This window comes from Nonomuraea sp. NPDC050227, from assembly GCF_044459705.1.
Taxonomy (GTDB): domain Bacteria; phylum Actinomycetota; class Actinomycetes; order Streptosporangiales; family Streptosporangiaceae; genus Nonomuraea.
The window spans coordinates 99,039-121,453 of sequence record NZ_JBITJF010000016.1 but is presented as its reverse complement, the minus strand read 5'-3'; the positions used below and the strand labels follow the sequence as shown (position 1 = coordinate 121,453).

General features: G+C 73.0%; 20 protein-coding genes. 13 read left to right on the top strand and 7 right to left on the bottom strand.

Features of this window, described 5'->3' with window-relative positions; all coding sequences use genetic code 11:
* Positions 1 to 5 precede the first annotated feature (5 nt).
* Positions 6 to 863: a CDP-alcohol phosphatidyltransferase family protein gene (locus ACIBK9_RS45135; RefSeq protein WP_397165161.1), complete on the bottom strand. Its 858-nt coding sequence runs from the start codon at positions 861 to 863 to the stop codon at positions 6 to 8.
* 48 nt (positions 864 to 911) lie between these two features.
* Positions 912 to 2,369, bottom strand: coding sequence for a glycosyltransferase family 2 protein (locus tag ACIBK9_RS45130; RefSeq protein ID WP_397165159.1), 1,458 nt, complete (start codon positions 2,367 to 2,369; stop codon positions 912 to 914).
* A 124-nt stretch (positions 2,370 to 2,493) separates the two neighbouring features.
* Between ACIBK9_RS45130 and ACIBK9_RS45125 the strand changes: the two genes are divergently transcribed.
* Both ACIBK9_RS45125 and pseI read left to right on the top strand, forming a co-directional pair.
* A complete protein-coding gene (locus ACIBK9_RS45125) occupies positions 2,494 to 3,018 on the top strand; it encodes a GNAT family N-acetyltransferase (protein WP_397165158.1) in 525 nt (174 codons plus the stop codon).
* Positions 3,015 to 4,058, top strand: coding sequence for a pseudaminic acid synthase (gene pseI / locus ACIBK9_RS45120; protein ID WP_397165157.1), 1,044 nt, complete (start codon positions 3,015 to 3,017; stop codon positions 4,056 to 4,058). Before ACIBK9_RS45125 ends, pseI begins: the two co-directional genes overlap by 4 nt.
* Here the strand turns inward: pseI and ACIBK9_RS45115 are convergent.
* On the bottom strand, positions 4,051 to 5,025 hold the full coding sequence (locus ACIBK9_RS45115) for a PseG/SpsG family protein (RefSeq protein WP_397165155.1): 975 nt from the start codon (positions 5,023 to 5,025) through the stop codon (positions 4,051 to 4,053). The two genes, pseI and ACIBK9_RS45115, sit on opposite strands and share 8 nt — an antisense overlap.
* The gene (locus ACIBK9_RS45110; RefSeq protein ID WP_364338195.1) at positions 5,022 to 5,750 is read right to left on the bottom strand and encodes a glycosyltransferase family protein; all 729 of its coding nucleotides are present in this window, start codon (positions 5,748 to 5,750) and stop codon (positions 5,022 to 5,024) included. Before ACIBK9_RS45110 ends, ACIBK9_RS45115 begins: the two co-directional genes overlap by 4 nt.
* Positions 5,751 to 5,855: 105 nt before the next feature.
* On the opposite strand from ACIBK9_RS45110, the gene pseB reads away from it, so the two are divergent.
* Both pseB and ACIBK9_RS45100 read left to right on the top strand, forming a co-directional pair.
* Positions 5,856 to 6,833, top strand: a complete 978-nt coding sequence (gene pseB, locus ACIBK9_RS45105; RefSeq protein WP_352362753.1) for a UDP-N-acetylglucosamine 4,6-dehydratase (inverting) — start codon at positions 5,856 to 5,858, stop codon at positions 6,831 to 6,833.
* Entirely contained in the window at positions 6,833 to 7,960 is a 1,128-nt protein-coding gene (locus tag ACIBK9_RS45100; protein WP_397165152.1) for a DegT/DnrJ/EryC1/StrS family aminotransferase, read from the top strand. Before pseB ends, ACIBK9_RS45100 begins: the two co-directional genes overlap by 1 nt.
* A gap of 9 nt (positions 7,961 to 7,969) precedes the next feature.
* Here the strand turns inward: ACIBK9_RS45100 and ACIBK9_RS45095 are convergent, their stop codons facing one another.
* Genes ACIBK9_RS45095 through ACIBK9_RS45085 form a run of 3 tightly spaced genes read right to left on the bottom strand, consistent with a single transcriptional unit; the run spans position 7,970 to position 12,449 of the window.
* Complete coding sequence (locus tag ACIBK9_RS45095) at positions 7,970 to 9,850, bottom strand: glycosyltransferase (RefSeq protein WP_397165151.1); 1,881 nt, start codon at positions 9,848 to 9,850, stop codon at positions 7,970 to 7,972.
* Positions 9,851 to 9,879: 29 nt separating this feature from the next.
* Positions 9,880 to 11,517 (bottom strand): hypothetical protein, encoded by a 1,638-nt coding sequence (locus tag ACIBK9_RS45090; protein WP_397165149.1) that lies wholly within the window; start codon positions 11,515 to 11,517, stop codon positions 9,880 to 9,882.
* Positions 11,514 to 12,449 carry a hypothetical protein gene (locus tag ACIBK9_RS45085; protein ID WP_397165148.1) on the bottom strand — a complete coding sequence of 312 codons (936 nt, stop codon included), beginning with the start codon at positions 12,447 to 12,449 and terminating at the stop codon, positions 11,514 to 11,516. The genes ACIBK9_RS45090 and ACIBK9_RS45085 overlap by 4 nt, the downstream gene beginning before the upstream one ends.
* 162 nt (positions 12,450 to 12,611) lie before the next feature.
* Between ACIBK9_RS45085 and ACIBK9_RS45080 the strand changes: the two genes are divergently transcribed.
* The 9 genes from ACIBK9_RS45080 to ACIBK9_RS45040 all read left to right on the top strand — a co-directional run bounded on the left by ACIBK9_RS45080 (position 12,612) and on the right by ACIBK9_RS45040 (position 22,413).
* The gene (locus ACIBK9_RS45080) at positions 12,612 to 12,860 is read left to right on the top strand and encodes an acyl carrier protein (protein WP_352362763.1); all 249 of its coding nucleotides are present in this window, start codon (positions 12,612 to 12,614) and stop codon (positions 12,858 to 12,860) included.
* On the top strand, positions 12,835 to 13,593 hold the full coding sequence (locus ACIBK9_RS45075) for an SDR family NAD(P)-dependent oxidoreductase (protein ID WP_397165146.1): 759 nt from the start codon (positions 12,835 to 12,837) through the stop codon (positions 13,591 to 13,593). Before ACIBK9_RS45080 ends, ACIBK9_RS45075 begins: the two co-directional genes overlap by 26 nt.
* Positions 13,593 to 14,912, top strand: a complete 1,320-nt coding sequence (locus ACIBK9_RS45070; RefSeq protein ID WP_397165145.1) for an AMP-binding protein — start codon at positions 13,593 to 13,595, stop codon at positions 14,910 to 14,912. The genes ACIBK9_RS45075 and ACIBK9_RS45070 overlap by 1 nt, the downstream gene beginning before the upstream one ends.
* Entirely contained in the window at positions 14,909 to 15,937 is a 1,029-nt protein-coding gene (locus ACIBK9_RS45065; protein WP_397165144.1) for an acyl-protein synthetase, read from the top strand. The genes ACIBK9_RS45070 and ACIBK9_RS45065 overlap by 4 nt, the downstream gene beginning before the upstream one ends.
* Positions 15,937 to 17,205 carry an acyl-CoA reductase gene (locus ACIBK9_RS45060; protein WP_358282232.1) on the top strand — a complete coding sequence of 423 codons (1,269 nt, stop codon included), beginning with the start codon at positions 15,937 to 15,939 and terminating at the stop codon, positions 17,203 to 17,205. The genes ACIBK9_RS45065 and ACIBK9_RS45060 overlap by 1 nt, the downstream gene beginning before the upstream one ends.
* Before the next feature lie 231 nt (positions 17,206 to 17,436).
* Complete coding sequence (locus ACIBK9_RS45055; RefSeq protein ID WP_397165142.1) at positions 17,437 to 19,611, top strand: hypothetical protein; 2,175 nt, start codon at positions 17,437 to 17,439, stop codon at positions 19,609 to 19,611.
* A 106-nt stretch (positions 19,612 to 19,717) separates the two neighbouring features.
* Positions 19,718 to 20,968 (top strand): glycosyltransferase, encoded by a 1,251-nt coding sequence (locus ACIBK9_RS45050; RefSeq protein ID WP_397165140.1) that lies wholly within the window; start codon positions 19,718 to 19,720, stop codon positions 20,966 to 20,968.
* The gene (locus ACIBK9_RS45045) at positions 20,955 to 21,653 is read left to right on the top strand and encodes a class I SAM-dependent methyltransferase (protein ID WP_364338183.1); all 699 of its coding nucleotides are present in this window, start codon (positions 20,955 to 20,957) and stop codon (positions 21,651 to 21,653) included. Before ACIBK9_RS45050 ends, ACIBK9_RS45045 begins: the two co-directional genes overlap by 14 nt.
* 85 nt (positions 21,654 to 21,738) lie before the next feature.
* Positions 21,739 to 22,413, top strand: coding sequence for a polysaccharide deacetylase family protein (locus ACIBK9_RS45040; protein ID WP_397165138.1), 675 nt, complete (start codon positions 21,739 to 21,741; stop codon positions 22,411 to 22,413).
* The last annotated feature ends 2 nt before the right edge of the window (positions 22,414 to 22,415 follow it).

The following is a 22,415-nucleotide window of genomic DNA, read 5'->3' as shown; positions in this document are numbered from 1 at the left end:
AAAACTTAGACGAGAACGTGCTCTCGGCTCTCCTGGGAGGGCACGCTGTGCCTGCGCGTGAAGAGCCACATCCGGTAGACAAGGAAGATCTCGTTGGCCAGGAGCAGGACGCCGGCGGCCATGGCGAGCGGGATCAGCGCCCACGCCCCCGCGAGCGGCGCCACCACGAAGACCGCGGCGTGGAACTCGATGCCGCTGATCAGGTGCGACCGCACCCGGTGCCTGGCCAGGAACCTGTTGAGGCGCCTGAAGAAGGAAGGCAGCCGCCGCCTGCGGCCGCCGGGGCGCGGACCGCGCTCCACGAGCAGGTGCAGGTCGAGGTCCGCGGGCGCACACTCCAGCGGGGCGGTGTCCTCGCCGGGCAGCTCCGGCTCGCCCCGCTCCTCCCTGACCGCCTCGCGCACCCGCTTCATCTGCGGGGCGTTGACGTACCTGAACAGGTCGAGCACGGCCACCGCCGCGCCGAGCACCACGTAGCGGACATCGTCCGTCAGGACGTACTGCCCGTACGCCAGCCCCCCGGCGCACAGGACGACCCTGACCCGGTCCCCCACGTAGTCCAGCCAGAGGCCGAAGGGCGTCCCCGTGCCCTTGAGCCGGGCTATCTTGCCGTCCACGCAGTCGATGGTGAAGCTCAGGTAGAACATCAGGGCGCCGGCGACGAGCTGGTCCAGCGCGAAGCAGGCCGCTGACACCATGCCGAGGACCAGCGAGAACACCGTGAGCCCGTTGGGCGTGATCCGGGTGCGGTTGGCGACGGGAAGGGCGACCCGGCAGGCGACCGGATCCACGAAATACACGGTCCACCAGGAGTCTCTCCGCTTGCGTGTCTCGTAGACGTCATCCAGCGAATAGGTCCTCATGGATCCCAGCATGGCTACGGACCGCCGTCTGACGATTACTGTCTGGAACTACTGGGGCATGTCCATGCCGCTTCTTGACCAACCCTGCAGGGAAAACCGCCACGCACCGTGCGCGTCTCCGTCCCGGAACGAGCCCTTGAGCACGAGCCCGCGGGTCTCCGCCTTGACCAGGAGCCGCCAGGTCGGGCCGCCACCTTCGAGCGCCCTGGGGTCGATGTCGGCCACCACGCCGTGGCGGCCGGCGCGCCGAACCTCCAGGGGCACCCGGCGGCGGCCGTCGCTCAGCCACACGTTGACCTTGCCCACCTTGCGCTCGACCCGGTGGATGGCCACCTCGCCGCGCAGGCGGTACGCGGCGCCCGTCCAGGAGCAGTCGTCCACCCTGGCGATCAGCTTGAGCTCGTCGCGGGCGTCGTAGACGTCGTCGGGGATGCCGAGCCGCCGTCGCCGCCGGAAGTAGGGGTAGTCGCCGTACCAGTTGACGGTGCGGAAGCCGCGGGGGCGCACCCGGGTGCCGTCCAGGCGGCTGCGCCGGAAGTCGCGGACCGCGCGCAGCTCGTCGATCATGCCGCGCCGGACCAGGTGCAGCTCCAGGCGGCGCAGCGAGGGCGCGCCGGCCAGCGCGCGCGGGCTCAGCTCGTCCAGCCAGGCGTCGGCCAGCCCCAGCAGCGGCACCAGGTCCTCGCCCGCCTCCCGCGCCGACTCCAGCGCCTGGAACAGGAAGACGATGTCCTTCTCCAGCACCAGGGCGTCGAACTCGGGCAGCAGCTCCGGCGCGCCGTCGTCCAGGAAGGCGCGCACCGCGCGGATGGCGGTCAGGCGCTCGTGCAGGTTGGGCAGCTGCGAGCGGCGTTGCGTGATCGAGGTCTCCCCCTCGTCGCGCCGGCGCCAGTGGTAGACGACGTCGTCCACCATGTCCACGCTGGTGGCCAGGACGTGGGCCTGCATGGCGACCGGCACGTCCTCGTAGATGCCGGCGGGGAAGCGCAGGCCGTGCCGCCGCCAGAAGTCGGCGCGGTAGACCTTGTTCCACACCGTACGGTCCCTGACCAGCACCTTCTTGTCGGTGATGTGGGTGCACAGCACGGGCCGCCGGAAGACGCGCTCGTGCAGGATCGACTCCTCCAGCACGCCGTCCACCATGCGCCTGACCGCGCCGCACGCCAGGTCGGAGCCGGTCTCCCCGAGCTTGGCGATCAGCACCTCGTACGCGTGCGGCGGCACGACGTCGTCGCTGTCGGCGAAGGCCAGATAGGTGCCCCTGGCCCGCCTGACGCCCTCGTTCCGGGCCGGCCCCGGCCCCAGGTTCTGCTGCTCGATCAGCGTGAAGCGGGGATCTCGGGCCACGAAGTCGTCGGCCAGCCGCCGGCTGCCGTCGACCGAGCCGTCGTCGACCATGATGACCTCGAAGTCCTCCATGGTCTGGGCGGCCAGCGATTTCAGGCACTCCGTCAGGTACGGCTCCACGTTGTGGACCGGGACGACGACACTGAGCAGGGGGATCATGACGCTCCTTGGCTTTCGTGGAAGGCGGTCGAGGGCAGCATGCCGTGGCCGCCTCGCCTGTTCCGCGTTCGATGCCCGTCCCTGATGAGCTCTTTACCCGGCATCGAATCCGCTACGTTGTGCAATGAGTCGAGCACGAATGGTAGGGGGAGCGGTGCTGAGACGCGTCCGGGACGATGATCTGCCCGTTATGCGCCACTGGCGCAACCATCCGAAAGTGCGCGCCGCCAGCTTCACCGGCCACGAGATCTCCGAGGACGAGCACGCCCGCTGGTGGGCCGCCGTCCGCGCGGACGCGACCAGGCAGGTGCTGATCTACGACCACGCCGGGGCCCGCGCCGGGGTGGTGACGTACTCGGAGCTCGGCGGCGACAGCGCCTACTGGGGCTTCTACCTCGACCTCGACGGCCTCGAACGGTCCGGCGCGGTGCTGCGGGCGTGGGTGGGCCTGGAGCGGGCCGCCATCGACCACGCGTTCGGCCCGCTCGGGCTGACGACCCTGCGCGGCGAGGTGCTGGCCGACAACGAGTCGGTACGGCGGCTGCACAGGCGCTTCGGGTTCGCCGAGGTCGCGACCTACCGGATGCCGGTCGACGGGGTGCCGCGCGAGGTCGTCGCCGTCCAGCTGACCAAGGAGGAGCAAGGATGATGTCCATCGGAGGGCGGACGATCGGGGCCGACCGGCCGCCGTTCGTGATCGCCGAGATGTCCGGCAACCACAACGGCAGCCTGGAGCGGGCCCTCGCCATCGTCGACGCGGCGGCGGCCGGCGGGGCGCACGCGCTGAAACTGCAGACCTACCGGCCCGACACGATCACCGTCGACGCCGACGGCCCCGCCTTCCGGGTGGGCGACGGGCACGCGCTGTGGGGCGGCGAGAACCTCTACCGGCTGTACGAACGCGCCCACACCCCCTGGGAGTGGCACGAGCCGATCTTCGAGCGGGCCCGCGAGCACGGCCTCCTGGCCTTCTCCGCGCCCTTCGACCCCACGGCCGTGGAGCTGCTGGAGAAGCTCGACACGCCGGCGTACAAGATCGCGTCGTCGGAGATCGTCGACCTGCCGCTGATCAGGCTGGCCGCCTCCACCGGCAAGCCGCTGGTCATCTCCACCGGCATGGCCACGGCGGGCGAGATCGAGGCGGCGGTGACGGCGGCCCGCGAGGCGGGCTGCACGCAACTCGCCGTGCTGTCCTGCACCGCCTCCTATCCCGCCTCCCCCGCCGAGAGCAACCTGCGCTCGCTGCCGCTGCTGGCCGCGCTCACCGGCGCCGAGGTCGGCGTCTCCGACCACACCCCCGGCATCGGGGCCGCCCTGGCGGCGGTCGCGCTGGGCGCGTGCCTGATCGAGAAGCACGTGACGTTGTCGCGGGCCGACGGCGGCGTCGACGCGGCCTTCTCGCTGGAGCCGCCCGAGCTGGCGGCGCTGGTGGAGGAGAGCGAGCGCGCGTGGCAGTCGCTGGGCCGGCCGGTGCTCGGGCCGCGCGAGTCCGAGCGCGAGGGCCTGCGTTTCCGCCGCTCGCTCTACGTGGTGCGCGACGTACGCGCGGGCGAGGCGGTGACCAGGGAGAACGTCCGGTCGATCCGCCCCGCCGGCGGCCTGCCCCCCGACGCCATCGACGAGGTGACCGGCCGCCGCTTCACCCGCGACGCGCCCCTCGGCACGCCGCTGACCTGGGACCTCATCTGACCCACAGGTCGAGGAAGGCGTCGGCGACGCGTTCCCTGCCCTTGCCGTCGACCAGCCCGCCGCCCCGCCTGCCGTGCTCCTCGCGCAGCGCGGGGTCGGCGAGCAGCCGGGCGAGCACGCCGACGGCCTCGGCGTCGGCCGCCCGGCCCAGCCCGGCGGCCACCCCCCGGCCCACCAGCGCCCGGTAGCCCGCGAGCTGGTTGTCGGCCACCCAGCTCAGCGCCGTGGGCACGCCGAGGTGCAGCAGCTCCCAGATGGCCGACCCGGCGGCGGTGACCACGAGGTCGGCGGCCGCCATCAGCTCGGGCAGGCGGTCGGTGGGCGGGATGACGGTGATGCCCTCGCCCGCCTCGAACGGCTCCGGGCTGACCAGCGTGGCCTGGAACGGCACGCCCGTGCAGGCCAGCGCCTCCGCCCAGGCGGGGGCCACGCCCGCGCTGTCGGTGCCGCCGAAGAAGCACAACACCCGCGGCACCGGCCCCGGCTGCCGCACCCTGCGCCGCCCCCGGACGCTGTCGCGCAGCAGCGCGTACCGGGTGCCGGCGAGCCGCCAGGAGTCGCGCGGCAGCGGGAAGGGCCGGTCCTCGGCGCCCAGGTTCTGGTCGAGGTAGAGGTCGGCCTCCTGGCCCAGCGGGTCGCCGTCGACGATCGCCAGCACCGGGAAGCCCGCCGCCCGCAGCGCCCCGCCGGTGCCCTCGGGCAGCTCGTAGGAGTCCAGCACCACGGCGTCGAGCCGCAGCTCGCACGCCAGCGCGGCGAGCCGGTCGGGCCGCCCGGGGGCCGCCATCAGCGGCAGGCCACGGCTCCTGAGCTGGTCCATGGCCCATTCCGAACCGGAGACCGCGCCGAGGAAGACCACCTCGACGCCCCGCGCGCACAGCTCCTCGGCCAGCGCCACGCACCGCACCAGATGTCCGGCCCCACTCCCCGCCGCGGCGTCGCAGCGCACGCCCACCCGCCCGCTCATGCGTCCTGCAGCTCCTTCTGGCGCACGTGGGCGTTGAGCTCGCAGACCTCGGGCCGGGCCCGCAGCCAGCTCACCAGCGTGCGCACCGGGACGCAGGCGTCGCCCAGCTCCTCGACCACGCGGGCGATGAGCCGCCAGTCGTCCTCGGTGTCGAGGGTGACCCGCAGGTCGTCGGCCGCGGGCTGGTGGGCGAGGCCGAGCAGCCGCGACTCGCCCGGGTGCGCGTAGACGTGAGAGGTCACGTGGGTGCGGTGGAAGCCGGTGGCCTCGGCGTCGGCGCGCTCCAGGGCCGCCCGGCCGACGATCTCCACGTCGAGCCCGCGCGGCAGCGTCCTGGCCAGGCTCGTGCTGAGGTAGTCGAGGCCCGGGACCGCGCGGAAGACCAGCGCCGCCTCCCTGATCACGACGGGGTCGAGCAGCGGGCAGTCGGCCGTGAACCGCATCACCGCCTCCGCCTCCCGGCCGGCCAGCGCCTGCATGAACCGGGTGAGCACGTCGTCGACGGGCCCGCGATGGCAGGCCACGCCGAGCCGGTCGCACTCGGCCGCCACCGCGTCGTCGGCGGCCTGCGTCGTCGTGGCCACCACGAGGTCGTCGAGCGCCCGCGACTCGCGCGCGGCGCGCACGACCCAGCCCAGGACGGACCGCCCCCCGAGGTCGCGCAGCACCTTCCCGGGCAGCCGAGTGGAGCCCATCCGAGCCTGGATGATTCCGACAATACGCATCAAAACCACATTCCCCCGTGTGACCATACGTGGTTGATCGATCGCGCTATGCTACCGGCCTGCTCCAACGACCACAGTTCGTCAGCGCGATTTTCAGGGGGCCGCGTGAGCATTCTCAGTGGATCGTCCATTCTGATCACCGGAGGCACGGGGTCGTTCGGGAAGGCGTTCATCCGCCACGCGCTCGACTCGCTCGGGGTGCGCCGCCTGGTGGTCTTCTCCCGCGACGAGCTCAAGCAGTACGAGCTCAAGCAGCTCTTCCGCGACGACGACCGCCTGCGCTGGTTCATCGGCGACGTCCGCGACCGCGACCGCCTCACCCGCGCCATGCACGGCGTCGACCACGTCGTCCACGCCGCCGCGCTCAAGCAGGTCGACACCGCCGAGTACAACCCGTTCGAGTACGTCCGCACCAACGTCGCCGGGTCCCAGAACGTGGTCGAGGCGGCCATCGACTGCGGCGTGCGCAAGGTCGTCGCCCTGTCCACCGACAAGGCGTCCAGCCCGATCAACCTCTACGGCGCCACCAAGCTGGTCGCCGACAAGCTGTTCGTCTCGGCCAACCACTACGCCGCCGCCCACGAGACCCGCTTCGCCGTCGTCCGCTACGGCAACGTCGTGGGCAGCAGGGGCTCGGTGGTGCCGTTCTTCCTGCGCCTGGCCGAGCAGGGCGGCAGCCTGCCGATCACCGACAAGCGCATGACCCGGTTCTGGATCACCCTCGACCAGGCCGTGCGGTTCGTGGTCGACTCCTTCGACCTCATGCAGGGCGGCGAGCTCTACGTGCCGCGCATCCCCAGCATGCGCATCACCGACCTGGCCGAGGCGCTGGCCCCCGACAGCCCGGTCTACGAGATCGGCATCAGGCCGGGCGAGAAGCTGCACGAGGAGATGATCGGCCCCGACGACGGCCGCCGCACCCTCCGCCTGGCCGACCGCTACGTCGTCCAGCCCACGATCGCGACCTGGGGCTACCAGGCGCCGCAGACCGGCGAGCTGCTGCCCGAGGGCTTCTCCTACCGTTCCGACACCAACGACCGGTGGTTGTCCGTGCGCGACCTGCGTGACATGGTGGCCGGCTGATGCTGCCCTACGGACGGCAGTCCATCATCGAGTCCGACATCGAGGCGGTGGCTGAGGTGCTGCGCGGCGACTGGCTGACCACGGGCCCCGCGGTCCGGCTGTTCGAGGACGAGCTGGCCCGCTGGACCGGCGGCGTGCCCTGCGTGTCGGTCACGTCCGGCACGGCCGCGCTGCACGTCGCCTACGTGGCGGCCGGCGTCGGCCAGGGCGACGAGGTGATCACCTCGCCGCTCACGTTCGTCGCCACGGCGGCCACGGCCGTGCTGCGCGGCGCGCGGGTGGCCTTCGCCGACGTCCAGCCCGACACCGGCAACATCGATCCCGACGCGGTCGCCGCGCTGGTCACCCACCGCACGAAGGCCGTCACCGGCGTCGACTACGCGGGCCATCCCGCCGACTACGACGAGCTGCGCACGGTCGCCGAGCGGGCCGGCGCGGTGCTGGTGGCCGACGCGGCCCACTCGATCGGCGCGTCCTACAAGGACCGGCCGGTGGGGTCGGTGGCCGACCTGACGACGTTCTCGTTCTTCCCGACCAAGACCGTCACGACCGCCGAGGGCGGCGCGGTGGCGGTGGCCGACCCCGGCCGTCTCGAACGGGCCGCCCGGTTCCGCAACCACGGCCTGGTCCGCGACCCGGCCGGGCAGCGCGACCCCGGCCACGGCGGCTGGCACCAGGAGGTGCACGAGTTCGGCCTCAACTACCGGCTGCCCGACGTGCTCTGCGCGCTGGGCGTCAGCCAGCTGCGCCGCCTCGAACGGTTCCGCGCCCGCCGCGCCGAGCTGGTCGCCCGGTACGACACGCTGCTGCGCGACGTGCCCGGCCTCACGCTGCCCGGCCGGCGGGCCTACGTCACGCCGAGCTGGCACCTCTACCCCGTCCGGGTGCGCGACGGCCGCCGCCGGGAGGTCTACGACCGCATGCGGGCCGCGGGCATCGGCGTGCAGGTCAACTACATCCCGGCGTACTGGCACCCGGTGTTCGAGGACCTCGGCTACCGGCGTGGGCTGTGCCCGCGCGCGGAGGCGTACTACGCCGAGGAGCTGTCGCTGCCGCTGTTCGCCGACCTGACCGACGGCGAGCAGGACCTCGTCGTCGAGACCCTCACCTCGATCCTCGCCGGATGAGCCCGGCCCTCAGCGTTCGGCCAGCAGCAGGCAGCCGTCCTCGCTGCGGTCGATGAGGAAGCGCCGGTCGTCCACGGTGGCGACCTGGCGCCCGGCCCGCCGCACCAGCGGGCGGATGGGCCGGCCCTGGTCGATGACCACCTCCCACCACGACTCGCGGCCGACGCTCTCGTCGATGCCGGCCAGCGGCACCCGCGCCGAGAAGTCCTGGCCGGCCAGCGCGACGGGGAAGTACATCTCCTCGCCGTCGCTCTTGCGCCGCAGCCGCACCACCGGCTCGCCGTCGCCGAGGTCGTTGATCCGGCCCGAGAACACCAGGTCGCCGTCGTCCACGCGGCACTCGCCGATGAGCGCCTGGGCGTTGCGCAGCCGCAGCCCCCACCCGCCCTTGGAACCGCGCGCCGGCACCAGCCACACGCCCGACCTGCGGCGCGGCGCGGGCACCTGCGGCGGCAGCCAGCGCGGCCCGGCCACCCTGGCGTCGAGCCTCAATCCGTGGCCCCTGAGCTGCACGCGCAGGTCCCAGTGGCCGCGACGGGCGAGCTGGACAGGCGTGAACACCGCGGGATCGACCGCGAACGCGAACGGGAAGGCGTGCTCGGGCGCCTCGACGCCCTCCTCCAGCTCGACGGTCTCCCAGACCGGGGCGCTCTGCTCGTCCGACAGGCGGATGATCTCGCCGGTCGCGCGCTCGGCCAGCCAGGCGCGCAGGCGCACCCGGCGCAGCGCGCCGGCGTCGAAGCGGCCCAGCGCGGCCCGGCCCGCGCCGGTCAGCACGCCGTCGCGCCACTCCAGCGACACCAGGCGGGCGGTCAGGGCCAGCTCCTCGGAGACCTCCGACAGGTGCGCCGGGATCGCCGGGTGGCGGCCGTACCAGCGCCTGCGCAACAGGCCCGCCGGTCTGACGCGCGGTTGCAGCCGGCCCTCGCGGGCCTGCTCGTGCACCCCGGCCAGCTCCTGCAGCCGCCGCCGGTGCAGCAGGTGCACCTGGATCCGGTGCTCGAACGGGACGCTCAGCCAGGACTCGCGGGACACGCCGTCGAGGTAGCGGACCATCAGGTCGAGCAGCTCGGGGCGCATCCCCGTCGTGGCGGCCGCCTCGACCGCCACCGTCATGTCGATGTCGAGCGTGTCGCGGTCGAAGTCGGGCTTGAGCCCCGGCGCGTCGCGGGCCAGCAGGTCGGCGGTCTGCAGCACCGACAACATCCGGTCGCGCAGGTTGCCCGGCTCCAGGCGGCGCTGGGTGATCGAGGAGCCGGGCTCGTCACGCTGCCGCCAGTGGTAGACGACCTTGGACAGCACGTCCACCGAGCGGGCGCCCACGTGGGCGGCCATGGCGACGGGCTGGTCCTCGTACATGCGCTCGGGGAAGCTCAGGCCCAGCCGGTCCCAGAAGGACCGGCGGTAGACCTTGTTCCACAACATGCGGTCGCGGATCAGCAGCGGGTGGCGGGTGATGTGGGTACGCCGCATCGGCGTCGCGAACGCCTCCCGATGGGCCCAGGAGGGGATGAGCAGGTTGCGGTAGAGCCGCATGACGTTCCCGCAGGCCAGGTCGGAGCCCGTGGACTCCAGCGAGGTCACCAGCCGCTTGAACGCCTCCCGCGGCACGGTGTCGTCGCCGTCGACGAAGGCCAGGTAGCGGCCGGTGGCCTGGGTCAGGCCGACGTTGCGGGCCTTTCCGACGCCCTGGTTGGGCTGCCTGATGAGACGGATCCGGGGATCGGCCGCCTGCCTGGACTCGACCTCGGCGCACCCGTCGTCGCGGCTGCCGTCGTCGACGCAGATGACCTCCAGGTCGGACATCGTCTGGCCGGAGATGGAGTCCAGGCAGGGGCCGATGTACTTCTCGACGTTGTGGAACGGGACGATCACCGAAAGAACCGGCACATGCACTCCTCAGCGTTGTCGTCGGCTCGTCAGCCGGACAGCAGTCGGAAGACCCGGCGGGCGACCTTGCGCGGGCGGGCCAGACGGCGGGAGAGGCGGTACCCGAGCGTGCGCCGGTAGGCGGCGGTCTTGCGCTGGGTCCTTCTCAGCTTGGACCTGGCCCGCACCAGCTCGCGCTCGCGGTAGGAGAGCTTGGTCTCCAGCCGGGAGATCCTGGCCAGGGCGGCGGTGAGCTGGTCGGCCAGGCGGTCGCGGCCGCCGAGCAGGTCACGGTAGGTGGGCGGGTCGGCGTGCTCGGCCGGATGGCCCAGCTCGGCGTCGAACTTGCGGGCCAGGTCGAGGTCACCCTGGTCGCAGGGACGTCCGGCCATGCCGCAGAGGGTCAGCGTGAGCTGGTCGGCCTCCAGCGGCCACGGCCACGGGTGGTGGTGGCCCGCCGCAAGCAGCCGTACGGCGAACCGCCACAGGACCCTGCACAGCACCACGCGCGGCTCGGGCGGCACGGCCGGCGCGGCGGTCTGGACGATGGCGGCGAACCGCTCGCCGTCGTGGACCAGGCCGTCGGCGGTCACGCACGGGCCGCCGTCGGTCTCCAGCCAGTCGGCCAGCGCCGACAGCAGCTCGCGCACGGCCCTGGTGTCCTCGCGGGCGCACGCCTCGACCAGGATCTCCTCGACCACCCGGCCGGCCGGGACCGGACGCTCGGCGCCGTCGGGCAACCGCCGCATGCCGCCCCTGGTCAGCTCGTGGACGACGGCCCCCTCCTCGATCAGGCCGAGCGGCAGCTCGACCGCGCCCTCCGCCTCCTCCGCGCCTGGCGTGTGCGGGGGCGACGGCGGCCGGGTGGCCACGGCGAGCCACAGCGGGGCCAGCTCCTCCCCCAGCCGGTGGCGGAACACCAGCCGGGTCAGCCGCAGCGGGTCGGCCACCAGCAGGCGGTCGCCGCCCTTGGCGCTCAGCGGGAACGTGATCGCCTCCGGCAGGTCGAAGGCGAGCGCCTCGCGCGCCAGCAACGCCCGGGGGGCCTGCCGCCCCGGATAGGCCGCGTAGCAGCGCTCGACGCTCAGCCCCGCCCCCTCAATGGCGCCGTCGAGCGCGCCGGGCCCGCTCGGGTGGCTGGGGTCGAACCCGTGCGGGGCCCACTGGTCGTCGCCGCCCTCCCGGTCGGCGGGCCTGGCCTCGATGAACCGGTCGACGCCCAGGTCGTTGCGCACGCCCAGCACCAGCCGCCCGCCGGGCGCGACGAGGGCCGACAGCGCGTGCAGCGACTCGATCCACGCCGCCGCCGGCGCCTCGGCCGAGTGCGTGCGCAGCAGCCCGTCGAGCGCCAGCACCAGCTCGTACGGCTCGTCCGCGTCGAACAGGTCGAGCCGCCCGCAGTGGACGGCGAGCCGCGGGTGGCGTTCGCCGAGTGCGCAGGCGTCGGGATAGGAGCGCAGCAGCACGGCCGTCTCGCCGGCCCGGTCCACCACGTCGTCGACCAGCACCTGCGGGTGCGGCCCGACCAGCAGCACCCGGCCGGTCGCCGGGATCACGCGGCTGACCAGCTCCAGGGCCGCGCCGCGCCAGTCGGTGACGCCGGCCACGTTGGACAGGTCCGACCACAGCAGCATCTCGCCGCCGATCAGGCGCACGTTCGCGGGCGCCTCGCTCACGCGCTCGCTCATGACGTCACCCCGTGGAGCGCGCCCGGCCGCCCGGAGGCGGTCGCCCTCACCCAGGGCCCGGGACGTCCGGCTCCCGCCGCGCCTCCTCCTGGCGGCGTTCCCCCGGGCACCCGCTTCCATCCGAACATTCGCCGTAGCTCCTCCGGTGTCGCCTGATGTTCGAATCCCAGCTCCTGCCGCGCCACCTCGGCGGCCAGCTCGGGATCGACGTGCGTGCCGTGCAGCTCGGGCCAGAGCCGCAGGCGGCGCGCCGTGCCGCCGTACTCGGGGCGCTCGTCCTCGTACTGCATCGGGTCTCCGTAGACGGCGACCTCGCAGCCGACGGAGGCGCCGTAGAACAGCGCGCTGCCGAGCCGGTTGGAGGCCACCCTGCGGTGGCGCCGCAACTGGATCAGCTGCCGGCGCAGGAAGTCGCGCCCCTTGCTCTCCCACCGGGAGCCGCGCTCGCCGTGACAGATGACCTTGAATCCCCTCGATTCGTACGCCCGCCGAATGTCCGGATTCGCATATTCCAGCCAGTAAAGACAGACAGTTACCGGTTCGGTCTCGACATTTCGGATTTCGTCGGCGAGGAGGGCATGATCCCCGGTCACGGACGACTTCTCCCACCCATGAAAGGGATACCAGATCGTACCCTTGCGTTCGGAGACCACGCCGAGCTCAGGCTCCAGGTGAAGCAGGTAGATCCAGGGCGCGCCGATGAGGTAGTGGCCGCGTCTGCCCATCGACCAGCCCCGGCGACGAAGCACGTCAGACCAGATGAAACGGGGATATCCGGGGCTGCACCAATGGTCGTTCGGGGGAAATCCGTGGAGATAGTTCCATCCGTGTTGAAGGAAGCCCTGAATTCGCTTCGGCGTCTCGTCCGGCAGCTCGCAGTACCTGCCCAGAATGCGCGAGTGCCCGTACCAGTGATTGGATTCGTCCATCATTCCCCCTGTAGCGGTTGGCGCGCCCCTTGGGACATTCCCAGCCCCGAACGACGGCCACGCGCCGTTATACGCTTCCATTACTCACGTCGGGGGTTTGGTTTCTCCTGCCACCGCAATCCCCGCTACACTGCGTCGTGGCTTGAGGACAGAGAGTGAGACATCATGAGTCATCTCGACCGCCTGCGGGCCGTCTTCCGCACGGCGCTCAACCTGCCGGCCGACGCACACGTCGACGGTCTCGAATACCGCGGCATCCCCCAGTGGGACTCCCTGGCCCACATGGCGTTGATCGCGGCGATGGAGGACGAGTTCTCCATCATGATCGACACCGACGACATGATCGACATGAGCTCGTTCGCCAAGGCGGGCGAGCTGCTGGAGAAGCATGGAATCGGCGCAGCCGCGGTCTGAGGCCCGCGTCGCCCTGGTCACGGGGTCGACGAGGGGCATCGGCCGCGCCATCGCCACCACCCTGGCCGCCACCGGCCACACCGTCGTGCTGCACGGCCGCGGCGCCGAGCGCGCCGAGAAGGCCGCCGCCGAGGTGGCCGCGGCGACCGGCGGCCGCACGTGGTCCGTCCACGGCGACGTCGCCGACCGGGCCGTGGTCGCCGGCCACATGCGCGAGATCGGCCGGCGCCACGAGCGGCTCGACGCCCTGGTGGTCAACGCCGGCGTCTACGCCTCCGGCCCGCTGGCCATGACCCGCGCCGAGACCCTCGACGAGCTCTACCGCACCAACGCGCTGGCCCCGGCCCACACGCTGCAGCTGGCGTTCCGGCTGCTGCTGCGCGGGCAGGGGCCCGCCGTCGTGCTGGTCTCCTCGCTCATGGGCCGGGCGGGCGGCGCCAACCAGGCGGCCTACTCCGCGACCAAGGCGTCCGTCATCGGCCTCACCCTGTCCGCGGCCAGGGAGATGGGCCCGGCGGGCATCAGGGTCAACGCCGTGGCCCCCGGCTACGTCGAGACCGACATGCTGAGGACGCTGCGGCCCGACGACCGCGAGACGGCGATCTCGGCGACCCCGCTGCGGCGCATCGGCCGGCCCGACGACGTCGCCCAGGCGGTGGCGTTCCTGCTCTCGCCCGCCGCGTCGTACATCACCGGCCAGGTGCTCGGGGTCGACGGCGGGCTGGTGCCGTGATGTTCCCATCCCGGCAGGCCGGGCTCGTCGTCGCCGGCGAGCAGGAGGGGCTGGCCGGCGACGAGCTGGCCCGGCGCGTCGCCCGCGTGGCCGAGGCCCTGTCCCGGCTGCGGCCGGGGCCGCTGTTCTGCGGCATGCGCAACAACCTGGCGTCCGTGCTGCGCTATCTCGCCGCCTGGCAGACCGGCAGGCCGATCGCGCTGCTCGACCCCGACCTGTCGGCCGCGGCCCTGGCCGACCTGGTGGGCCGGTTCCGGCCCGCGGCGCTGGTGGGGTTCACCCACGCGCCCGACGGGCCGCCGGGCGCCCGCGGCCAGGCCCCCGACCCGCATCCCGACCTGGCCGTGCTCCTGGCCACCTCGGGCTCGACGGGCAACCCCAAGCTGGTGCGGCTGTCCCGGGAGGCGGTCGCGGCCAACGCCGCCGCCATCGCCTCGGCGTTGTCGATCATGCCCGGCGAGATCGCGCCCACCAGCCTGCCGCTGCACTACAGCTACGGCCTGTCGGTGCTCAACAGCCACCTGCACGCGGGGGCGACGGTCGTCCTGACCGAGGCCGGGCTGCTCGAACGGTCCTTCTGGACACACCTCGACGAGCACAAGTGCACCTCGCTCGCGGCCGTCCCCTACCAGTACGAGATGCTGCGCAGGCTGCGCTTCGACCGCGCCGAGCATCCCACGATCCGCACGCTCACCCAGGCCGGCGGCCGGCTCAGCCCCGAGCTGGTGTCCCTGTTCGCCGCCCAGGCCGACCGCTTCTTCGTCATGTACGGGCAGACGGAGGCCACGGCCCGCATCGCCGTCCTGCCGCCCGACCGGCTCGCCGACAAGCCGGGCTCGGCCGGGCAGGCCGTCCCCGGCGGGCGGCTGACGATCGACGGCGGCGAGGTCGTCTACCAGGGGCCCAACGTGATGATGGGCTACGCCGAGACCGCCGCCGACCTGGCCAGGCCCGACGACCTGGGCGGGGTGCTGCGCACCGGCGACCTCGGCCGCCTCGACGACGAGGGCTTCCTCTACGTCACCGGCCGGCTCAGGCGCATCGCCAAGATCTTCGGCGTACGGGTCAACCTCGACGACGTCGAGCAGCTGCTGCGCGACACCGTGCCGGTCGCGGCGACCAGCGGCGACGACCGGGTCACGGTGTGGGCCGAAGGGCTCGACGCGGCCGGGTGCCGCAACCTGGCCCGCCGGCTGGGCGCCGAGCTGCGGCTCCACTGGAGCGGCTTCGACGTGCGCGCCGTCGAACGGCTGCCGCTGCTGCCCACCGGCAAGATCGACTACCGGGCGCTGGAGTCGGCCGCGGAGGCCGGGCGGTGAGCGTGTTCACGCTCGACGCGGCCGCGCGGGAGGAGGTGCTGGCCGGGAAACTGGCGGCGCTGACCGAGCGGCACCGGCGGGCGTGCCCGCCCTACCGGCGGATCCTCGACGCGATCGGCGCCCATCCGCCCTACGAGCGGGTGGCCGACCTGCCGTGGCTGCCGGTGCGGCTGTTCAAGACCCACGAGCTGCGCAGCGTCCCGTCCGAGGCGGTGTTCCGGGTCCTGACCTCCAGCGGCACCACCGGGCAGCGGCCGAGCCGGGTCTACCTCGACCGGGAGGCGGCCGCCGCGCAGCCGCGCATGCTGGCCGCGACCCTGCGGGCGGTGCTGGGCGAGCGGCGGCTGCCGATGCTGATCGTCGACGGCCGCTCGGTCGTCCGCGGCCCGGCCCTGAGCGCCCGGGGGGCCGGGGTGCTCGGGATGATGAACTTCGGCAGAGACCACACCTTCGTCCTCGACGAGCAGGGCGAGGTCGACGCGGCGGCCGTCGAGGCGTTCCTGGCCCGCCACGGCGGCGAGCCGTTCCTGGTCTTCGGGTTCACGTTCATGGTCTGGCTCTATCTGCTCGGCCTGGGGGCCGACCTGTCCCAGGGGGTGCTGATCCACTCGGGCGGCTGGAAGCGGCTGGCCGAGCAGGCGGTCGACAACGACGCCTTCCGCCGGCGGCTGGCGTCCGAGTGCGGGCTGACCAGGGTCCACAACTTCTACGGCATGGTCGAGCAGATCGGCACGGTCTTCCTGGAGGGCCCCGACGGCGACGGGCTCTACTGCCCCGACTTCGCCGACGTCGTCATCCGCGACCCCGGCACCTGGCGGGAGGTCCCGCCCGGCGAGCCGGGGCTGATCGAGGTGGTCAGCACCCTGCCCACCTCCTATCCCGGCCACGCGCTGCTGACCGAAGACCTCGGCATGGTGCACGGCGTCGACGACGGCCACTGGCCGGGCAAGCGGTTCACCGTGCTGGGCAGGTTGCCGCGGGCCGAGGCGCGCGGCTGCAGCGACACGTTCGGGCAGGGCGGCTGATGACCGATCGATCGATCACCACCCGGATCCCGCGAGTGGGCGACGCGGGCGGGGTCGAGGTGCGTTTTCCGCCCGGCGGCTCGCCCGTCCCCGTCGAGGAGCTGGTCGCGCAGGTGCGGCGGGGCGCGCCCCTTGAGGTGGGCGACGAGCGGATGCGCGCGTTCCTGGCGGCGTTCGGCAAGCGGCTGCTGCGGCCCGCGCTGGCCCGCCGCCATCCCGAGCTGGGCTCGCTGGGGTTCTTCCTGCGGCCCAGCGAGCTGGCCCGCACCCTCGAAGAGCTGCGCACCCCGCACGTACGCGTGCCGCGCGGCCTGGTCTTCCACCTCCCGCCGGCCAACGTCGACACGGTCTTCGTCTACTCCTGGGCCCTGTCGGCCCTGATGGGCAACCGCAACGTGGTCCGCCTGTCGCCGCGGGCGGGGGCGGTCGCCGCGGTCGTCCTCGACACGCTCCGGGAGGCGCTGGCCGACGCCGATCCGGTGGTGACGGCCACGCAGCGCATCGTCTCCTACGACCGGCGTGCCGAGGCGGTCACCGCCGCCCTGTCGGCGGCCTGCGACCTGCGGGTGATCTGGGGCGGCGACGACACCGTACGCGAGGTGCGCCGCCACCCGCTCGCGCCGCACGCCCGCGACCTGACCTTCCCCGACCGCTCGTCCTTCGCGGTGGTGAACGCGGCGGCCTGGCTGTGCGCGCCGCGCGCGGCCAGGGTGGCGGCGGCCGAGGGGTTCGTCAACGACAGCTACTGGTTCGACCAGGCCGCCTGCTCCTCCCCCCGCACCGTGTTCTGGGTGGGGGCCGACGACGACTGCGAGGCGGCGCGGGCCGACTTCACCGAGCAGGTGTCGCGGGTGCTGGCCGGGCGCGGCTGGGACGTCGACGCCGCGATGGCGGTGGAGAAGCGGGTCTCGGTCTACGGGCTGGCCGCCGACGGGCTGGTCGATCTGATCGAGTTCCGGGGCAACGCGCTGGCCAACGTGACGCTGGCGGCGGCGGCCGCCATGCCGCGGCGGTGGCTGGGCGCGGGCACGTTCGCGCACGCGCGGGTGCGGACCCTGGCGGAGCTGATCCCGATGGTCGAGCGCAAGGACCAGACGTTGACCCACTTCGGCTTCTCGCTGGGCGAGCTGGAGGAGCTGGCCCGGGAGCTCGCCGGGCGCGGGGTCGATCGCATGGTGCCGGTGGGCAGCGCGTTGAGCTTCCACCGGGTGTGGGACGGCGTCGACCTGCCGGGCGAGTTCACGCGACTGGTGACCGTGGTCAGATGAGCCCTCATCGGACGAACCGGCCGCGCTCGGGGCCGGAGCACCGATGACGACCGTTCCACCGCAGGCCATCGCGCCGCCGGGCGGTGATCCCCCCGTGGCGACCGGCCCGTCATCCGGGACGGGCGGCCCCCGGCGCCTTGCGCTCTCCTTCGTGGTCGTCGCGCCGATGCGGGCTGGACACGACCCGCGATCCCTGGCCGGGGCTCGGGGGCATGAGGGGGTGGCTTGGGGATGACGGCTGTGGTGGCGGCGGCCGCGGTCAGGGAACGGCGGGCGCCGGGATGGGCGCGGCGGCTGCTCGCGGGGTGGCTGCCGGCCGGGACGGTGCTGGGCGGGGCGGCCTGGGTGTTGCTCTGGTGCGGGGTTCCGGCGGGCGAGCTGGCGGCCTTCGGCGCGTACGCCCTGCTCGGGGTGGCGCTGCCGGGGACGTTGCTGTGGCGGGCACTCACCGGCGGCGGCCGGTCGTTCGCCGAGGACGTGGCCGCCGGGCTGGCCCTCGGGTACGCGGTCGAGGTCCTGGTCTACATCCCCGCCCGCGCGGCCGGCCTGCCGCTGCTCGTCCTGGGCTGGCCGGTCACCGCCGTCGCGTTGTTCCTCGCGGTGCCGCGGTTGCGGCGTCACTGGCGGGGCCGGGCCGAACGCGAACGGATGCCCTGGTGGTGCGCCTGGTCGCTGGCGGGGGTCGCCGGTTACCTGCTGGCCTTCTGCGCCCGGTCGCTCTACCGCGTGCCGATCACCGACGCGTACGTCGACATGCCCTACCACCTGGCCCTGCTGGGCGAGGTCAGGAACCACGTGCCGCCCACGCTGCCGTCGGTGCTGGGCGAGCGGCTGTCCTACCACTGGTTCGTCTACGCCGAGATGGCGGCCACGAGCTGGGTCACCGGGATCGAGCCGGTGACGCTGGTCTACCGGCTGTCCACGTTGCCGATGACGTTCGCGATGGTCGTGCTCGTGGCGGTGCTCGGGCGGCGGCTCGGCGGGCGGTGGGGGGCGGGGCTCGCGGCGGTCGGCGTCACGTACTTCCTGTTCGCGCCGGTGCTGCAGGAGGGCGTGGTGTTCACCTCGCGGTCGATGTTCACCGCGTGGGCCAGCCCGACGCAGACGTTCGGCGCGTTGTTGTTCGCGCCCGTGATGCTGGTGCTCACCGCCATGCGGCCGCGGGGGTGGGCGGCGGTGGCCGTGCTGCTGCTGGCGCTGACCGGGGCGAAGGCGACGTTCCTGCCGTTGCTGCTGGCCGGGCTGGTGTTCGTGCTGGTCGTGCGGTTGCCGGTGGAGCGGCGGCTGCGGCGGGAGTGGCTGGTGCCGGCGGCGATCACGTCCGGCTGCCTGCTGATCGCGCAGTTCGTGGTGTTCGGGCGGGGGGCGCAGGGCACGGTGGTGGCGCCGTTCGCCACGATGCGCACGTTGTGGGGGGTGGTGGCGGACGTGCAGCCGCCCGCGCTGGCCGCCGAGCCGTGGGGGCCGGTGCTGGTGTTCGCCGGTGTGCACCTGTTCTGCCTGCTCTGCGTGTGGGGCGGCGTGGTGGCGCTGAAGGCCCGGCTGCTGGATCCGGGGGTGCTGCTGCCGGTGGGCGTCGGGCTGGCGGGCATCGGCGCGATCATGGTGCTCGGTCATCCGTCCGACGCCCAGCTCTACTTCCTGGAGGGGGTGCGGCCGTACCTGTCGGTGGCCGCGGTGTGCGGGGTGGTGGCGGCCGTGGAGCGGCGGCGGGTGCCGTGGGCGGTGGTCGCCGGCCTGGCCGGGGCGGGGGCGGCGGTGGCCGTCGCGGCCTCGCGGCTGGTGCCGCCGGGTGCGGTGCTGGTGCGGGTGCTGGTCCCGTACCTGGTGCTCGCGGGGGTGGCCGTGGTGGTGCTGGCGTTCCGGCGCAGGGGGTTCTCGCTGGCGGTGGTGGCGCTGCTGGCGGGGTACGCGGTGCCGACCTCGCTGCGGGAGGTGGTCGTGCACGTCGCGCCGGAGCCGTGGGAGCGCGAGCGGCTGATCCCGGCCGGGGCGCTGGAGGCCGGACGGTGGCTGCGCGACCATTCCGCGCCCGGTGACGTGGTGGCCACCGACCTCCACTGCCGCAACCCGGCGCCCCGCCGTACGTGCGACAGCAGGCACTTCTGGGTGTCGGGGTTCACCGAGCGGCGGGTGCTGGTCGAGGGCTGGGCGTACGCCGAGAGCACGCTGTCGCGCGCCGAGATGTTCGTGACCCCCTACCTCCAGGTGCCGTTCGCCGACCAGGCCAGGCTGGCGGACAACGACGCGGCCTTCCGCGAGCCGTCGGCCGCGAACGTCCGCAGGCTCCGGTGGAAATACGGCGTGAGATGGCTGTTCACCAGCAATGATCCGGCGTTGGAGAAATACGCCGAACTGCGCTTCCGCAACGCCGACGTCTCCGTGTACGAGCTCACGACCAGGTAAAGCTTGTCCCCGTTCATGGAATGGTGAGCAGAAACGGCACGCGCCCCGCTGGACGCCCCCAGCACCATTTCCGTGAACCTACCGCCGCAAGCGATCAGGGAATTCTATGGACACGCGTGCCGCCATGGACCCGAGCCCCAACGTCCTGGACACCTCGGCCGGCCTGGCGACCGTCGACATCGTCATCCCGGTGCTCAACGAGGAGCGGGCGCTGCCGGGCTGCGTGCGCACGCTGGCCGCGTTCCTGGAGGACAGGTTCCCGCTGCCGTGGCGCATCACGGTCGTGGACAACGGCAGCACCGACGACACCTGGCCCATCGCCACCCGGCTGGCCGCCGAGCACGACCGGGTGCATGCCCGCCGCCTGGACATCCGGGGCCGCGGAGCCGCGCTCAAGGCGGCCTGGCGGGAGAGCCCGGCCGACATCGTCGCGTACATGGACGTCGATCTGTCCACCGACCTCGGCGCGCTGTTCCCGCTGGTCGCGGCGGTGGCGAGCGGGCATTCCGAGATCGCCATCGGCACCCGGCTCGCGCACAGCGCCCGCACCCTGCGCTCGATCCGCCGCGAGGTGGTCTCGCGCAGCTACAACGCGCTGCTCAGGTACGGGTTCGGGGTCAGGTTCAGCGACGCCCAGTGCGGGTTCAAGGCGGCCAGGACCGACGTGGTCCGGCCGCTCATGGACAAGATCGAGGACGACGCCTGGTTCTTCGACACCGAGCTGCTGCTGCTGGCCGAGCACAACGGCCTGCGCGTGCACGAGGTGCCGGTCGACTGGATCGAGGACACCGACTCGCGCGTCCGCGTGGTCAGGACGGCGATCGACGACCTCAAGGGCCTGGCCAGGGTCGCCTGGTCGATGTCCATGGGCCGGGCCGACGTCGAGGTGGCGCGTGCGGAGCTCACGCCCACGCATCCCGACGCGGTGGTCGCCCGGCCGAGGGCGGTGACGCTGGCGAAGTTCGCCTCGTTCGCCGCGATCGGCGTGTTCTCCGTCCTGCTGTACGCGCTCATCTACCTGCCGTTGCGCGGCGTCTGGGCGCCCGCGCCGGCCAACCTGGGCGCGCTGGTGCTCACCGGGTTCGTCAACACCGAGGCGAACCGGCGCTGGACGTTCAACCGGCTGGGCGGACGGCGTACCGCGATGCACTTCCGGGCGGCGCTGCTCTTCCTGGCGAACTACCTCCTGACCACCTCCGCCGTGCTCGGCCTGCGCAGCGTGTCGCCGGGGGCCGGGCGGCTGATGGAGATGAGCGCGGTGGTCGCCACGTACGGACTGCTCACCCTGATCCGCTTCACCGCTCTGGACCGCTGGGTCTTCTCCCGCACAAGGAACCAACCACATGGAAACCACTGAGATCCGCCGGCTGCTCGACCTTGAGGACACCCACTGGTGGTACCGCGAGCGCCGGGCGATCCTGCGCAGGGAGCTGCGCGAGCTGGGCCGTCCCGGACGGGCGCTCGACGTCGGCGCGGCCGGCGGCGGGAACACCCGGGTGCTGGTCGAGGCGGGCTGGGACGCCACCGCGACGGACTACTGCGAGACGGCGGTCGAGGTCGCCAGGGAACGCGGACTCAAGGCCGTGCACGCCGACGCGCGGGCGCTGCCGTTCGAGTCGTCGAGCATGGACCTGGTGACCGCGTTCGACGTGCTCGAACACATCCACGAGGACCATCTCGTCACCGAGGAGATCGCCCGGGTGCTGGCGCCCGGCGGGCACGCGCTGATCGCCGTCCCGTGCGACATGGCGCTGTGGTCGGCGCACGACGACGCCGTGGGCCACGTCCGCCGCTACGGCCGCGACACGCTGACCGTCGTGGTGGAGAAGGCCGGGCTGAGGGTGGACCGGCTGTGGAGCTGGAACGTGCTGCTGCGTCCGCTGGTGGCCCGGCACCGGCGGCGGTCGAGGGGCAGCGACCTGCAGCGCACGCCCGCGGTCGTCAACGCGGGCCTGTCGATGGTGGTGCGCGCCGAACGCTACCTGCCGGTCAGGTCGCTGAAGGGCGTGACGCTGTTCCTGCGGGCCAGACTGGGCAGGTGACGGGTTCCGGACCACAGGCCGGGGTCAGGTCTCAAGTCGATGTCCGGTGACGCGGACGGGCCCGGATGGTTCTAGGCTGTCGCGTGTGGTGATTCACGCCCTCCTCGCGGCCACCCTGGCCCTGACCGCCACGCCCGCGGCCGCCGCCCCGAAGATCGACTGCGCCCGGCTCAAGTGCCTGGCGCTGACCTTCGACGACGGCCCCGGCGAGCACACGGCGACGCTGCTCAAGGCGCTCAAGAAGGAGGGGGCCAAGGCCACCTTCTTCCTCGTCGGCAAGCAGGTCGAACAGCGTCCGGCGCTGGCCCGGCAGCAGGCCGCGGAGGGGCACGCGATCGGCGACCACACCTACTCCCACCCCTCGCTGCCGACGCTGCGCGACGACGACATCATCGAGGAGCTGCGCACCACCCAGGCCCTCATCCAGGACGCCACGGGCCGGCGGCCGACGATGTACCGCCCGCCCTACGGGCACACCGACGAACGCGTGCTGCGGATGGCCGACCAGCAGGACCTCGCCGAGATCCTGTGGACGGGCACCACCCTCGACTGGAAGCTGCGCGACGCCAAGAAGATCAAGGCGACCGTGCTCAAGCTGGCCAAGCGCGACGGCGTCATCCTCATGCACGACACGGTCCCGCAGACCGTCAAGGCGATGCCCGAGATCCTCAAGGAGCTCAAGAAGCAGGGCTACACCCTCGTCACCGTCCCGACGCTGCTGCGCGGCAAGGGGCCAGACTCCGGACTGAGCTACTTCTGAGC

Bases quoted from the DNA above. Each gene is read 5' to 3' on its own strand.
- ACIBK9_RS45135 (WP_397165161.1), bottom strand. From the start codon at position 863: ATGAGGACCTATTCGCTGGATGACGTCTACGAGACACGCAAGCGGAGA.
- ACIBK9_RS45130 (WP_397165159.1), bottom strand. From the start codon at position 2,369: ATGATCCCCCTGCTCAGTGTCGTCGTCCCGGTCCACAACGTGGAGCCG.
- ACIBK9_RS45125 (WP_397165158.1), top strand. From the start codon at position 2,494: ATGAGTCGAGCACGAATGGTAGGGGGAGCGGTGCTGAGACGCGTCCGG.
- pseI (WP_397165157.1), top strand. From the start codon at position 3,015: ATGATGTCCATCGGAGGGCGGACGATCGGGGCCGACCGGCCGCCGTTC.
- ACIBK9_RS45115 (WP_397165155.1), bottom strand. From the start codon at position 5,025: ATGAGCGGGCGGGTGGGCGTGCGCTGCGACGCCGCGGCGGGGAGTGGG.
- ACIBK9_RS45110 (WP_364338195.1), bottom strand. From the start codon at position 5,750: ATGCGTATTGTCGGAATCATCCAGGCTCGGATGGGCTCCACTCGGCTG.
- ACIBK9_RS45100 (WP_397165152.1), top strand. From the start codon at position 6,833: ATGCTGCCCTACGGACGGCAGTCCATCATCGAGTCCGACATCGAGGCG.
- ACIBK9_RS45090 (WP_397165149.1), bottom strand. From the start codon at position 11,517: ATGAGCGAGCGCGTGAGCGAGGCGCCCGCGAACGTGCGCCTGATCGGC.
- ACIBK9_RS45085 (WP_397165148.1), bottom strand. From the start codon at position 12,449: ATGATGGACGAATCCAATCACTGGTACGGGCACTCGCGCATTCTGGGC.
- ACIBK9_RS45080 (WP_352362763.1), top strand. From the start codon at position 12,612: ATGAGTCATCTCGACCGCCTGCGGGCCGTCTTCCGCACGGCGCTCAAC.
- ACIBK9_RS45075 (WP_397165146.1), top strand. From the start codon at position 12,835: ATGGAATCGGCGCAGCCGCGGTCTGAGGCCCGCGTCGCCCTGGTCACG.
- ACIBK9_RS45070 (WP_397165145.1), top strand. From the start codon at position 13,593: ATGTTCCCATCCCGGCAGGCCGGGCTCGTCGTCGCCGGCGAGCAGGAG.
- ACIBK9_RS45060 (WP_358282232.1), top strand. From the start codon at position 15,937: ATGACCGATCGATCGATCACCACCCGGATCCCGCGAGTGGGCGACGCG.
- ACIBK9_RS45055 (WP_397165142.1), top strand. From the start codon at position 17,437: ATGACGGCTGTGGTGGCGGCGGCCGCGGTCAGGGAACGGCGGGCGCCG.
- ACIBK9_RS45050 (WP_397165140.1), top strand. From the start codon at position 19,718: ATGGACACGCGTGCCGCCATGGACCCGAGCCCCAACGTCCTGGACACC.
- ACIBK9_RS45045 (WP_364338183.1), top strand. From the start codon at position 20,955: ATGGAAACCACTGAGATCCGCCGGCTGCTCGACCTTGAGGACACCCAC.